The sequence below is a fragment of the Pseudomonas sp. NPDC088368 genome (assembly GCF_044753445.1).
Lineage (GTDB): Bacteria > Pseudomonadota > Gammaproteobacteria > Pseudomonadales > Pseudomonadaceae > Aquipseudomonas > Aquipseudomonas bambusae.
Map to the genome: position 1 here is coordinate 317,944 of NZ_JBIVNG010000007.1, position 14,481 is coordinate 332,424.

General features: G+C 61.2%; 8 protein-coding genes. 7 read left to right on the plus strand and 1 reads right to left on the minus strand.

Annotated features, from left to right (window positions below; all coding sequences use genetic code 11):
* Positions 1-294 precede the first annotated feature (294 nt).
* The 6 genes from ACIQAL_RS17595 (at position 295) to ACIQAL_RS17620 (ending at position 7,055) form a co-directional block, all read left to right on the plus strand.
* Positions 295-1,398 (plus strand): DUF2333 family protein, encoded by a 1,104-nt coding sequence (locus ACIQAL_RS17595; protein ID WP_401147674.1) that lies wholly within the window; start codon positions 295-297, stop codon positions 1,396-1,398.
* 3 nt (positions 1,399-1,401) lie between these two features.
* Positions 1,402-1,947, plus strand: a complete 546-nt coding sequence (locus ACIQAL_RS17600; protein WP_401147676.1) for an NUDIX hydrolase — start codon at positions 1,402-1,404, stop codon at positions 1,945-1,947.
* Positions 1,948-2,133: 186 nt separating this feature from the next.
* Entirely contained in the window at positions 2,134-2,505 is a 372-nt protein-coding gene (locus ACIQAL_RS17605; RefSeq protein WP_092407562.1) for a translation initiation factor Sui1, read from the plus strand.
* A 184-nt stretch (positions 2,506-2,689) separates the two neighbouring features.
* Entirely contained in the window at positions 2,690-4,603 is a 1,914-nt protein-coding gene (speA, locus tag ACIQAL_RS17610; protein ID WP_166595922.1) for an arginine decarboxylase, read from the plus strand.
* 295 nt (positions 4,604-4,898) lie between these two features.
* On the plus strand, positions 4,899-6,146 hold the full coding sequence (locus tag ACIQAL_RS17615; RefSeq protein ID WP_401147678.1) for a contractile injection system protein, VgrG/Pvc8 family: 1,248 nt from the start codon (positions 4,899-4,901) through the stop codon (positions 6,144-6,146).
* A gap of 39 nt (positions 6,147-6,185) precedes the next feature.
* Positions 6,186-7,055 (plus strand): alpha/beta hydrolase, encoded by an 870-nt coding sequence (locus ACIQAL_RS17620; RefSeq protein WP_401147680.1) that lies wholly within the window; start codon positions 6,186-6,188, stop codon positions 7,053-7,055.
* Positions 7,056-7,099: 44 nt separating this feature from the next.
* On the opposite strand, the gene ACIQAL_RS17625 is transcribed toward ACIQAL_RS17620, so the two are convergent.
* Positions 7,100-8,437 carry an MATE family efflux transporter gene (locus ACIQAL_RS17625; protein WP_401147683.1) on the minus strand — a complete coding sequence of 446 codons (1,338 nt, stop codon included), beginning with the start codon at positions 8,435-8,437 and terminating at the stop codon, positions 7,100-7,102.
* A 460-nt stretch (positions 8,438-8,897) separates the two neighbouring features.
* Here ACIQAL_RS17625 and ACIQAL_RS17630 point away from each other — a divergent pair, with 460 nt between their 5' ends.
* Entirely contained in the window at positions 8,898-13,820 is a 4,923-nt protein-coding gene (locus ACIQAL_RS17630) for an alpha-2-macroglobulin family protein (protein WP_401147686.1), read from the plus strand.
* The last annotated feature ends 661 nt before the right edge of the window (positions 13,821-14,481 follow it).

The window sequence follows — 14,481 nt, forward strand, 5'->3', positions numbered from 1 at the left end:
AAATACGTGCCAAGGCTACCGGCGTTGTGTAGGGGAATGGATGAGGCATCCAGGCGCGTTGCATGTGACAGTCGTGAGCAGATTTGTTGCATGGCAATTCACGTTTCCAGGCTGAAATCCGATGGCGACCACCGTCTTCGGCCATCCTGGCCAGCAAAACCTGACAGCGCCTCGCATGACGCACACGGACCCGTCGATTACGCATTTGAGCCATCCTTCACGTTCCTGCCAAACGCACCTTGCTGTAAGGTTGCGGTCAGAAGCACTGAATTCCGTGATTGAAAGGACAAGGCCATGCTGGATTGGAAGAAGCGCTCGGGCGCTGCGGGCGGGAGTGAGCGTGTTGAGGAAAAGCCAGTAGGCAAAGAATCGCGCGCGCCTCGTGGGTACTTGAGTGGATTGCTGCTCAGCCGTGCCGTGGGCTCGGTGGTTGGCATTTACTTGGTCGTTACCGTGGCGCTCGGTATCTGGTGGAGCAGCGAGCCCCCACTGTTTCCGGTCCAGCAACAGGCGCAGGCTGCTGCCGAGCGCGAAGGCAAGCAGATGGTGATCGGCTACACCACCGTCGAAACCCTGAAGACCGTCGCGTCGACCCTTCTCGACAAGCCCGGCGGCTACATTTCCAACGACCGTTTCCCGCCAGGCCTTTGGCTGGATAACACCCCGAGCTGGGAATATGGCGTGTTGGTCCAGGTCCGCGACCTGAGCCGTGCACTGCGTAAAGACTTCGCCCGCTCGCAGTCCCAGTCGGCTGAAGATGGCGATCTGGCCCGCGCCGAGCCGCTGTTCAACTTCGACAACAAGAGCTGGATTCTTCCGTCCAGCGAGTCCCAGTACCGTGAAGGCATCGCCGCGCTGAGCCGTTATCAGGCGCGCCTGTCCGACCCGAATCAGAAGGGCGCGCTGTTCTACACACGCGCTGACAACCTCAACAACTGGCTGGGCGACGTCGGCACCCGTCTGGGCTCGCTGTCCCAGCGCCTGTCCGCCAGCGTTGGTCGCGTGAAGCTCAATAGCACATTGAAAACCGAAGCGCAGTCCACCGTGACCGTGAAGCCGGGCGAAGTGCCGCAGGTCGATGAAGAAATCGTCGAAACCCCGTGGATGCAGATCGACAACGTCTTCTACGAGGCCCGTGGTCAGGCGTGGGCGCTGTCCCACTTGCTGCGCGCCATCGAAGTCGACTTCGCAGACGTGCTGGCCAAGAAAAACGCCACCGTGAGCGTGCGTCAGATCATTCGCGAGCTGGAAGCCTCGCAAGAGCCGATGTGGAGCCCGGTCATTCTCAACGGCAGCCCGTTCGGCGTGTTCGCCAACCACTCGCTGGTCATGGCCAACTATTTGTCGCGGGCCAACGCAGCGGTCATCGATCTGCGTCAGCTGCTGTCTCAGGGTTGATCGGTGTCAGTCTCTGAAAACGAAGTCGCGCACCGCGCGGCTTCCGACGCCGAACTCATTGCCTGGGTCGACCGTCAGGATCGGTTGCTGGGTTCCTTGCCTCGTGCCGAGTTGCGCGAGCGTGGCCTGATCGGTCGCGGCACCTACATTCTGCTGTTCAACTCATCAGGCGAACTCTGCGTGCACCGCCGCACCCTCAGCAAAGCGATCTATCCCGGATTCTGGGATGTCGCGGCAGGGGGCATGGTTCAGGCGGACGAGAGCTACGTCGAATCGGCTGCGCGAGAACTGGAAGAAGAGTTGGGTGTGGCGGGCGTCGAGCTGACCGCTCATGAAGAGTTTTTTTTCGATCAGCCGGGTAACCGACTCTGGTGTGCCGTGTTCTCGGCGGTCTGGGACGGGCCGCTGAAACTGCAACCGGAAGAAGTGCTCGAAGCGCGTTTCATCGGCATCGAACAGGTGCTGCGCGAAACCACCAAAAAGCCTTATTGCCCGGACTCTCTGGCGGCGTTGAAGCGCTATTTGGGCGACGTCGCAAATGTCCCGTAAATTGGCGCATATTTGCACTTAGCATCTGCGCTTTTTGCCGTTACACTGCGCGACTTTTCACGCCGGACTGGCTTCACGGTCCGGTTGCGCTGCCCCTGCCTGAGTGGGGCTTCGCGGTCGGTTCCGCAGACTGGGGTTTAACCGTTCTGCCCGACCAGACTTTGGTCCTCAAGAAGAGGATTCCCGGTGGCCAAAAAAGCCGCATCCTTCGCTGCCCTCGGTGGCCTGGTGTTTTCGACCGACGCTGGACGCCACTGTCCAGACTGCCGTCAGCCCGTCGATGCCTGTATCTGCAAGAAATCCGTTATCCCCGAAGGTGATGGCATTGCCCGTGTGCGCCGCGAAAGCAAAGGCCGGGGCGGTAAAACCGTGACCACCATCACCGGTGTGCCGCTGGCCGAGGATGCACTCAAGGAACTGGCGACTACGCTCAAACGTCGTTGCGGAACCGGTGGTGCGCTCAAGGATGGCGTGATCGAAATTCAGGGTGATCACGTCGAGACACTGCTGGCGGAACTGGTCAAGCAAGGCTTCAAGGCGAAAAAGTCAGGCGGTTGAACCGTCCTGTCGAATCGCCTCTGGTTTCGTTTTCGGTCGGGCGTCTGTTTTCAAAAAACAAACTCTGGTTCGTGTCATGGGTCTACAGAGCCATGCGGGCTGGCGCCAAACCGTCATTTCCACTCTATACACTGCGCCCAGCCGGTCAGGCCGGGGCTTTATGACTTTTATATAGGGGACTTCGATGTCCGTACGACGCACACGCAAAGACGATGGCAGCCAATGGACCGTGGCGGACAGCCGCAGTGTCTACGGGATTCGTCATTGGGGGGCTGGTTATTTTGCAATCAACGAAGCCGGCCGTGTTGAAGTCCGCCCCAATGGGCCGGGCAGTTCGCCCATCGACCTTTATGAGCAAGTCGACCAACTGCGCAAGAGCGGCTTGTCCTTGCCGTTGCTGGTGCGTTTCCCCGACATTCTTCAAGACCGCGTGCGCCAACTGACGGGCGCCTTCGACGAGAACATCGCGCGTCTGGAATATCAGAGCCAATACACCGCGCTGTACCCGATCAAGGTGAACCAGCAGGAAGCGGTGGTGGAGAACATCATCGCCACGCAAAACGTCTCCATCGGTCTGGAAGCCGGCTCCAAGCCCGAGCTGATGGCCGTGCTGGCGTTGGCCCCGAAAGGCGGCACCATCGTCTGTAACGGTTACAAGGACCGCGAATTCATTCGTCTGGCGCTGATGGGCCAGAAGCTCGGCCATAACGTTTTCATCGTCATCGAGAAAGAATCCGAAGTCGAACTGGTCATTGAGGAAGCCGCCGAGCTGAAAGTCGCGCCGCAGGTGGGCCTGCGGGTTCGTCTGTCGTCGCTGGCGTCGAGCAAATGGGCCGACACCGGGGGCGAGAAGTCCAAGTTCGGTCTGTCTGCTGCGCAATTGCTGTCGGTGGTCGAGCGTTTCACCAAGGCCGGTCTGGATCAAGGCATCCGCCTGCTGCACTTCCACATGGGCTCGCAGATCGCCAACCTGGCGGACTACCAGCACGGCTTCAAAGAAGCGATTCGTTACTACGGCGAGCTGCGCAATCTGGGCCTGCCGGTCGACCACATCGACGTCGGCGGCGGTCTGGGCGTCGATTACGATGGCACGCATTCCCGCAACGCCAGCTCCATCAACTACGACATGGACGATTACGCCGGTGTCGTGGTTGGCATGCTCAAGGAATTCTGCGATGCGCAAAGCCTGCCGCATCCGCACATTTTCTCGGAAAGTGGCCGTTCGCTGACCGCGCACCATGCGATGCTGGTGATTCAGGTCACCGACGTCGAGCGTCACAACGACGAAGTGCCGGTGATCGACGACAAGGAAAGCTTGCCGGAAACCCTGCAATGGCTGATCGACCTGCTCGGCCCGACCGACATCGAGATGGTCACCGAAACTTACTGGCGCGCCACGCACTACATGAGCGACATCGCCACCCAGTATTCGGACGGCAAGATCACCCTGGCCCAGAAAGCCTTGGGTGAGCAGTGCTATTTCGCCGTGTGCCGCCGGCTGCACAACTCGTTGAAAGCGCGTCAGCGTTCTCATCGCCAGGTGCTGGACGAACTCAACGACAAGCTGGCCGACAAGTACATCTGCAATTTCTCGGTGTTCCAGAGCCTGCCGGACACCTGGGCGATTGACCAAGTGTTGCCGATCATCCCGCTGCACCGTCTGGACGAAGAGCCGAACCGTCGTGCCGTATTGCAAGACCTGACCTGCGACTCCGACGGCAAGATCAACCAGTATGTCGACGAGCAGAGCATCGAAACCAGCCTGCCGGTCCATGCCCTGAACGAAGGCGAGGACTATCTGCTGGGCGTATTTCTGGTCGGCGCGTACCAGGAAATCCTGGGCGACATGCACAATCTGTTCGGTGACACCGACTCGGTGAACATTTACCAGAATCAGGACGGCAGCGCGTACTCAGCGGGTATCGAAACCCACGACACCATCGAAGACATGCTGCGTTACGTGCACTTGTCGCCCGAAGAGTTGATGACGCACTACCGCGACAAGGTCGCCGGTGCGCGCATCACCCCGCGCGAGCGCACGCAGTTTCTGGACGCGCTGCGCCTGGGCCTGACGCGGTCTTCGTACCTGTCGTCGTAAGGCATGCGCCGGTACGTTCGATGACGTAAACCTGTACAGCACGGCTTGTCGACGGTGGCGATTTCAACACCGCCATCACCGGCAAGCCGTGCTGTACAGAGATGCGTGCCCCCTTTCAAGGCGTTTTTTGACGCTATAAATACCTTCAAAATCCGTCGCTCCTACAGATTCTCAATCGCCTGCTGTCCCTGCGTGTAGGCCATTTCCTGTTCTGCGTTTACCCCCTCTACTTGACGCATCTTCTGTTACAGAATCCCCGGCCGCCTGAAACCGCTCGCCGAGGACATCCCGCGCCATGCACCCGTTTAACGACATACCCCACCTGCGTCTGGACATCAGTCGCCACAAACGCTCATTCGAGGTGTTGACCTGCGAAGGGCACGAATTTGCCGACCAACCCTATAGCTTTCAACTTGAAATTCTCAGCCCGAACGGCGCGGTGGATGCCCATGAACTGCTGTTCGGTGCCTGCTTTCTGTATCCGGCGGGATCGAGGTCGGGTATTCACGGCCATGTCCAGAGCATCATGCGCAGTAGCAGCAGCGAACGCGCCTCCAGCGACCTCAACCAGCGCACGCCCTCGCGTTACTTGATCACCGTGGGCCCACGGCTCGGTCTGATGGCTTATCGTCACAACCAACGGATCTTCCAGGGGATGTGCGCCGAGCAGATCATTACGCAGGTGCTGAGTGAGCACGGGATCGATGACTCGGGTTTCTTCTGGCGTCGCAAGCAGCCGTGCATGACACGCGATTATTGCGCCCAGTACTGCGAAACCGATCTGCAGTTGGTACAGCGCTTGTGCGAAGAAGAAAACATGCACTACCACTTCCTGCATGCTCGAACCGGGCATGTCGTCGTCTTTTCCGAAGACCTCCCGGACGGCGTGAGCCTTCAGCCACCCGAATGGGTTGTCCAGGAGCCGAGTCACAGCCTGCAAGCACGGATACCGCCCTTGGCACCCAAGATGTGCATGCAGCAGGCCTGCGTCGTCGGTGGATTGTTCGAACCCGCCCGGCGTGACGACCGGGGCCGGATTCAGGTGCGGTTTGAGTGGAGCAATCAAGGGGATGGCGCTCGATTCAACGATTGCTGGATTCCCGTCGATCCGGCGCTGAACCAGCGTGATCAGCCGTGGTGGGGGGGCATGGAAGTGGTGGTGAATTTTCGTGATGGGAACCCCAACTTGCCTTATATCAGCGACCGGTTATGGGACCCGGACATTAACCCGCGTGCCCGTCCGGACCCCGCCTCGCTGACTCGCCGGGTGTTGACCACCCGGATCGACACGTCGGCGTTTCTCGACGAATCCCGGCAATTCTCTGTCGACGACCAACTGGTCATGCGGCTGGCCGCGCACCATGAAATGCATTTCAGGGTGGGCACGAGTCTCGTGACCATCGATTCGAAAAGCGTTTCATTGAGCGGGCTGAAAGTGATGCTGTCTTCCATTGCCGAGGCTGAGGCCGAAGCGGAAATCGAAGCGGAAGGTGAGGGAGGAGGCGCACATGTTCTGAATTCAGCGGGCGGGGCGGAGTCGTAAGCTGTACCGACTCTTTGTCTCACGCCCTGGCAAGCCTCAATGATCAGAATTGCATGTCGACTGTTGCTCGCGGGCGGATTGCTAGGCCTGTTGATGGGCTGTTCGCCGCTGAAGGTCCTCAACGCATTCACGCCAGGGGGTACGTTCACCAGGACGGCGGACCTTGGGTACGGCAGTGACCCGCGCAATCGGCTGGATATCTACACGCCGGTCGATGCACCTGCCGATGCGCCGGTGGTGGTGTTTTTTTATGGCGGCAGCTGGAACAGCGGCTCGCGCACCGATTACAGCTTTGTCGGAGAGGCGCTGGCTTCGAGGGGCATCGTGGCAGTGCTGGCGGATTACCGGCTTTATCCTCAGGTGCATTACCAGGGCTTTCTCGATGACAGCGCGCGTGCGGTGGGCTGGACCCGCCAACACATTCGCGAATATGGCGGCGATCCAGATCGGCTTTACGTGATGGGGCACAGCGCGGGAGGGTACAACGCGGCGATGCTGGCGTTGGACCCGAAATGGTTGGCGACGGTGGGCATGAAACCGTCGATGCTCAGCGGTTGGATCGGCTTGGCGGGCCCCTATGATTTCCTGCCGATTGAGAACCCGGAGGTGAAGCCGGTGTTTTATTTTCCGAATTCGCCACCCGATTCGCAGCCCATCAACCACGTCAGCGCCGCGTCGCCCCCCGCGCTGTTGATGGCGGCGAAGGACGACACCCTCGTCAATCCCGAGCGCAACACCGGCGGCATGGCCAAACAGTTGCGGGAATTGGGGGTGCCGGTGCGTGAGCTGTACTTCTCCAAGCCGGGGCATGCGACGTTGGTGGCCGCGTTTTCACGGCCAATGCGCGGGCTGGCGCCGGTGCTGGATGAGGTGGTTCGGTTTGTTCATGGGCAAGATCGAACTCGGTAGGCCATCAGGGCTGAGGCCTGCGCCCGCAGGTTGCCAACTTCGACCTACACAAACCACCCACCCGTGCGATTCAACCGCCGCGCAATGACGCCCAACGTCACCGCCCGCAACGCCATGAACAGCAGAAACGCCACCCACAGCCCATGGTTGCCAAAACCGTGGGCCAGCCATGCAAAGGGCGCGGAGATCAGCGCGGTGACGACCATCGCGTTGCGCATTTCGGTTGCGCGGGTGGCGCCGATGAATAGGCCATCGAGCAAGTAGCTCCAGACCGCTACCAGCGGCAGCACGGCGAGGTAAGGCAAGTAAACGAAGGCAATCTCGCGGACTTCCACGATGTCAGTCTGCATCTCGACGAACAGATGCCCGGCCAACAGAAAAAACACCGCGAACGCCACGCTGCAGATCAAAGACCAGCCTGTCGCCACATTCAACGAGCGACGCAGGGCTTCGCGGTCCCGAGCACCAATCGCATGGCCACACAACGCTTCCACGGCATGAGCCAGACCGTCCAGTGCGTTGGCGGTCAGCAGCAAGCCGTTGAGCAACAGCGCGTTGGCGGCCACCGTCGCATCCCCCAACCGCGCGCCTTGCACCGTGATAAAGAAAAAAACCGATTGCAGCACCAGGCTGCGAATAAAAATGTCGCGGTTGACCCCGAGCAGCGGCCGCCAGTTGTGCCAGCGCCTGAGCGCCGACACGATCAATTGGCCGGGATAATCACGAAGCCCTTTGCGAGTCAGCGCCAAACCCAGCATGGCCCCCACCCATTCCGCGATGACCGACGCGCGGGCGCAGCCAACGACGCCCCAGTCGAGTCCGAGCACGAACCACAGGTTGAGCGCGACGTTCACAAGATTGGTCGTCAGCAGAATCGCCAGCGGCGCCCGGGCGTTTTGCAGACCGAGAAACCAGCCCACCAGCGCGTAGCTCGCCAACGCGGCAGGCAGTCCCAGCAGACGGGTGTGGAAGAAGTCTTGCGTCAGGTCGTTGAGGTCGGGGGAGGGCTGCATGATCTGCAACGCGAGATGCTGGAACGGCAAGCCGATCAGCCCCAGCAACACCGAAAACCCGAGCGCCAGCAAGAGACCCTGAAGCAGCACCTGACGCAACGCCGAGCCGTCATTGCGCCCCGCCGCCTGCGCAGCGAATCCCGTGGTGCCCATGCGCAGAAAGCTCATCGCCCAGGCCAGAAAACTGTACAGCGTGCCACCGACCGCCACCGCGCCGAGCTGATGGGCATGGGGCAAATGGCCAATCACCGTGCTGTCCACCAGCGAAACCAGCGGCACAGAGAGGTTCGACAGAATCATCGGCGCAGCCAGCGCCCACACCTGTCGATGGGTGACGCGCTGACGCCAGTCGGAGAGGAAGTGGGACATAGGGGCACCGACGATGGAAGGGCGGCATTGTAGCGAAAGCAGCGGTTGAGATGACGCAATCTTAAGCACGACGCACGCACGCTTCTGATTCTGGCCGAATGCCTATGTACACCGCGTTCTGCTCTTGACTCTGGCCGAAGGCCGTAGGAGTTGGCTTGCCTACGATCTGGCGCGAAGCGGCAGTAAACCCGACGAATGAGTTGTATCTGACACAACCGAGGTGTCCGGTTTCACTGCCGCTACGCGCCAGATCGCAGGCAAGGTGGAGCGCCACCCCGGCAGCTCCTACGCCTTCGGCAGATGCGGACTGATGGCGCGGGCCGAACTTTTGATTCTGTGGCAGAAGCACCCTGCGAACAAACGCACAAACCCACGGTCTATCTCGGCGCCGCGCTGTACGTTCACGATTGCGGTGCTATAACTGCTGCTCCCCACACCAACTGCTGCCAATGAGTGCCTCATGCTTAACAAAGGATTGTTCCTGGCCTGCGCGCTGGTACTGCTCAGTGCCTGCGATTCCTCCACCTCCGACAAACCCGCTCCAGCCCCCGCGCAACCTGTCGCGCCCCAAGCGGCGGCGGTGGACACCGCCAAGCCCAAACCTGCGGTCGACCTGCCAGCCCTGAGCAAGCGTTACGCCGGGCGTGAGCTAACGGTGGTGGACGTGTCGGAAATCCAGCTCGACGGCGCCAGCACGCTGTCGCTGAGCTTTTCCGTCCCACTGAGTCCCGACCAGAAATTCGCCGAAAAAGTGCACGTGGTGGACAGCGTGAACGGCAAGGTCGATGGCGCGTGGGAGCTGTCGGACAACCTCATGGAACTGCGCCTGCGCCACCTTGAGCCCAAGCGCAAGCTGGTGCTGACCATCGATCCCGGTCTTGTGGCAGTGAACAACAACACGCTGGCGTCGGAATATTCAGCCCGTCTGGAAACCTCCGACCTGCAAGCCACAGTGGGCTTCGCCAGCCGAGGCAGCCTGTTGCCGACGCGTCTGGCCGAAGGCCTGCCGGTGATCGCGCTGAACGTCGACAAAGTCGATGTCGAATTCTTTCGCATCAAGCCTGACTCGCTGCCGGCTTTCCTGAGTTCGTGGGAAAGCGCGTCCAGCCTGCAAAGTTATGAATCCAAAGAGCTGCTGCCCATGGCCGATCTGGTCTACGGCGGCCGTTTCGACCTGAACCCTGCGCGCAACACCCGGGAAACCGTGCTGCTGCCGATTGCAGGCCTCAAGCAGCTGCAACAGCCGGGCGTGTACCTGGCCGTCATGCGCGCCTCGGGCACCTACAACTATTCGCAACCGGCAACGCTGTTCACCCTCAGCGACATCGGTCTTTCGGTGCACCGCTACAGCAATCGTCTGGACGTCTTCACCCAAGCGCTTGAAGGCGGCAAGGCCCTGAGCGGCGTCGATCTGGAACTGTATGACGACAAGGGCCGCGTGGTCGGCCAAGGCAAGACCGACAACGCCGGTCACGCCGAACTGCCGTTGCCCGCCAAGGCCGAGGTGCTGCTGGCCAAGCAAGCCGAACAGACCAGCATGCTGCGTCTCAATAGCGCCGCGCTGGACCTGGCCGAGTTCGACATCACCGGCCCCCAAGCGCACCCGTTGCAGTTCTTCATCTTCGGCCCCCGTGATTTGTATCGCCCTGGCGAAGTCGTGCTGCTCAACGGTCTGCTGCGGGACAACGACGGCAAGCGTGTGAAAGCTCAGCCGATCACCGTGGAAGTGCGCCGTCCGGATGAGCAGGTCAGTCGCAAATTCGTGTGGGACGCCGACGCCGCCGGGCTGTATCAATATCAACTGCAACTGTCGGACGAAGCCCCGACCGGGCGCTGGCAACTGGTGTTCGATCTGGGTGATGGCAAGCCGCAGCTGTATGAATTTCAGGTCGAGGATTTCCTGCCCGAGCGCATGGCCCTCGAACTCAAAGGCAGCGACACGCCACTGGCGCCTGACGCAGCGTTCGACATTTCCATCAATGGCCGTTACCTCTACGGTGCGCCTGCGTCGGGGAACCGCCTGACCGGTCAGCTGTACGTGCGTCCTCTGCGTGAAGCGGTGCCGGGGCTGCCGGGCTATCAATTCGGTTCGGTCACCGAAGAAGACCTGAAGCAGGACCTGGAAATCGAAGACAGCACCCTCGACGCCAACGGCCAGCTCGACCTGAGCATCGACAGCCAATGGGCCAAGGCCCGTTCGCCGCTGCAATTGGTGCTGCAAGCCAGCCTGCAAGAGTCCGGCGGGCGTCCGATCACCCGCCGTCTGACCCAGCCGGTCTGGCCTGCGGATACGATGCCGGGCCTGCGTGGCCTGTTCGACGGTGAAGCCACCGATGGCGATGGCCCGGTGGAATTCGAAGTGCTGATGGCCGACGCCGAAGGCCACAAGCTGGCCGCCGACAACCTCAAGGTGCGGCTGATTCGTGAGCGTCGCGACTACTACTGGAACTACTCGGACAGCGACGGCTGGAGCTATCACTACAACGAGAAGTACCTGAACCTGTCCGAAGAAACCGTGAGCGTGAAGAAGGATTCCACCGCCAAGGTCAGCTTCCCGGTGGAGTGGGGTCCGTATCGCGTCGAGGTCGAAGACCCGGCCACCGGCATCGTCAGCAGCGTGCGTTTCTGGGCCGGTTACCGCTGGCAGGACAACGCCGAGGGTGGCGCCGTGCGTCCCGATCAGGTCAAGCTGGCGCTGGACAAAAAGGCCTACGCCGACGGCGACACGGCCAAGGTCATGGTGACGCCGCCGTCAGCGGGCAAGGGTTACCTGCTGGTGGAATCCAGCGAAGGGCCGCTGTGGTGGCAAGAGATCGACGTGCCTGCCGAGGGCAAGACCTTCGACGTGCCGGTGGACAAGAAGTGGGCGCGTCACGACCTGTACGTCAGCGCGCTGGTGATTCGTCCCGGTGAGCGCAAGGCCAACGTCACGCCGAAACGCGCGGTCGGTGTGCTGCACCTGCCACTGGATCGCTCGCAGCGCAAGCTGGCGCTGACTGTCACGGCGCCGGAGAAGATGCGTCCGAAGCAGCCGCTCAAGCTCAAGGTCAACGCCAAGAACGCCGACGGCTCGATCCCAAAAGACGTGCACGTGCTGGTCGCAGCGGTGGACGTGGGCATTCTCAACATCACCGAATACGCTACGCCGGACCCGTTCGCCAGTCTGTTCGGTCGCAAGGAATACGGTGCCGATCAGCTCGACATCTATGGGCAGTTGATCGAAGCCGGACGTAACCGTCTGGCCAGCCTCGCCTTCGGCGGTGACGCGGCGTTGGCCAAGGGCGGCAAGCGTCCGGAAACCAGCGTGACCATCGTCGCCCTGCAAAGCGCGCCGGTGACGTTGAACGAGCAAGGCGACGCCGAAGTCAGCGTCGACATTCCGGACTTCAACGGCGAGCTGCGCATCATGGCGCAGGCCTGGACCGACGAGCGCTACGGCATGGCCGAAGCGAAAACCGTCGTGGCCGCGCCGCTGATTGCCGAGCTGTCCGCGCCGCGCTTCCTGGCCGGTGGCGACCAGACCAAAGTGGCGCTGGACCTGTCGAACCTCTCAGGCAAGCCGCAGAAACTCAACGTGCAGGTCACGGCCGACGGGCAACTGAGTTTGGGCGAAGGGGAGGGTGCGAAAGCCGTCAGCCTGAATCAGGGCCAGCGCACCACGTTGCAGATTCCGGTGAAGGCCCAGGGCGGTTTCGGCAAGGGCGTAATCCGCGTGACCGTCAACGGTCTGGACTTGCCGGGTGAGAACCTGCCCGCGTTCAGCCGCGAGTGGACCATCGGCGTGCGCCCCGCGTACCCGGCGATGCTGCGTCAGTACCGCGCCGTGCTCAAGGATCAGGCCTGGAGCCTGCCAGACGGCGCGCTCGACGCCTTCGAACCGGCGGGCCGGGAAGCGTTGCTGGCGGTGTCGAGCCGTCCGCCGCTGAACCTTGGCGAGCAGATCCGCGCGCTCAAAGCCTACCCGTATGGTTGCCTGGAACAGACCACCAGCGGGCTGTACCCTTCGCTCTACGCCGACGCTGCGATACTCAAGCGTCTTGGCCTGGAAGGCGAGTCGGACGCCGAGCGCAAACGCAAGATCGAGATCGGCATCGAGCGCCTGCTGGGCATGCAGCGCTATAACGGCAGCTTCGGCCTGTGGGGCGCGGACGGCGAGGAAGAGTATTGGCTGACGGCGTACGTCACCGACTTCCTGCTGCGCGCCCGCGATCAGGGTTTTGCGGTACCGCCGGATGCGCTGAAAAAGGCCAACGAGCGTCTGCTGCGTTATCTGCAGGAGCGCAATCAGATCGAGGTCAATTACAGCGAAAACGCCGAGCACACCCGCTTTGCCGTGCAGGCCTATGCGGGCCTCGTGTTGTCGCGCAGCCAGCAGGCGCCGTTAGGGGCGTTGCGCAGTCTGTTCGATCGCCGCACCGATGCGCGTTCGGGTCTGCCACTGGTGCAGTTGTCCATCGCGCTGGAGAAAATGGGCGACAAGCCGCGTGCCGATCAGGCGTTGCTGGCCGGTCTGGCAGCGGGCCGCAAAGCCAACGACTGGCTGGCGGATTACGGCAGCCCGTTGCGCGATCAGGCGCTGATTCTGTCGTTGCTGGAAGAGAACAAGCTGGCGTCGGACAAGGTCGAGGAGCGGCTGTTTGCGCTGTCCGATCAGGTCGCGGCGAGTCGTTATCTTTCGACGCAAGAGCGCAACTCACTGTTCCTTGCCGGACGTGATTTGCTCGGCAAACCTGAGGCGAAGTGGGCCGCGACGTTGAACAGCGGCAGCAGCAACCGAGAGCTGAGCAACGATCAGCCGGGCGTGAAGCTCGACAGCTCGGTGTTGGCGTCGCCGCTGACCGTTCAAAGCACGAATGGCGAGACCTTGTACCAGCAACTGACGATTTCCGGGTATCCGTCGCAGCCACCGGTGGCGGGGGGCGAGAACCTGGCGATTCGTCGCGAATACCTCGGCATGGATGGCGAGGCGCTGAACCTCAATGCGCTGAAGAGTGGCGAACTGGTGCTGGTGCACCTGGAGCTGAAATCCAAGGAGCGCGTGCCGGATGCGTTGGTGGTAGACCTGCTGCCAGCCGGTCTTGAGATCGAAAACCAGAACCTGGCGCAAAGTGCCGCGAGTCTGGAAGACGCTAGCGAGTCGGTGAAGCAGTGGCGCGAGTCGATGGAAAACGCCGGGCTGAAACACCAAGAATTCCGTGGCGACCGTTATGTGGCGGCAGTGGATTTGCAGGGGTTCAACACTGTGCACTTGCTGTACCTGGCGCGGGCGGTGACGCCGGGGACTTATCGCGTCCCGCCGCCGCAAGTGGAATCGATGTACCGGCCGAACTGGCAGGCATTGGGCGACGCGCCTGCGCAGTTGGTGGTGAAGGGGAAGAAATAAGGAGCAGTGGCCGTGATCGTCATCCGGTCGCGGTTTGCCTGATTAATAGGGTTTAACTGTAGGAGCGAATTCATTCGCGAAGATCGTACAGCCGATGACGATGTGTCGGCTGTACGAACGTCTCGCGAATGAATTCGCTCCCACAGGGGTGTTGTGGGGTGTCAGGGATTGCGGCGTAGTTTTTGGATTGTTTCCGCGCTCTGGGTGGGCACGTGATCATCGTCCGGTCGCGGTTTGCCTGATGTATGCGGTTCAACTGTGGGAGCGAATTCATTCGCGAAGCGGCGGTACAGCCGAAAAATTTGCATCGGATGTACCGCCCTCTCGCGAATGAATTCGCTCCTACAGGGGTATTGCGGTGAGTCAGGAGTAGCGCCGTTGTCCTTGATCGTTACTACGCTCTGGGTGGGCACGTGATCATCGTTCGGTCGCGGTTTGCCTGATGTATGCGGTTTAACTGTAGGAGCGAATTCATTCGCGAAGATCGTACAGCCGATGACGATGTGTCGGCTGCACGAACGTCTCGCGAATGAATTCGCTCCCACAGGGGTGTTGTGGGGTGTCAGGGATTGCGGCGTATTTTTTGGATCGTTTCCGCGCTCTGGGTGGGCACGTGATCATCGTCCGGTCGCGGTTTGCCTGATGTATGCGGTTCAACTGT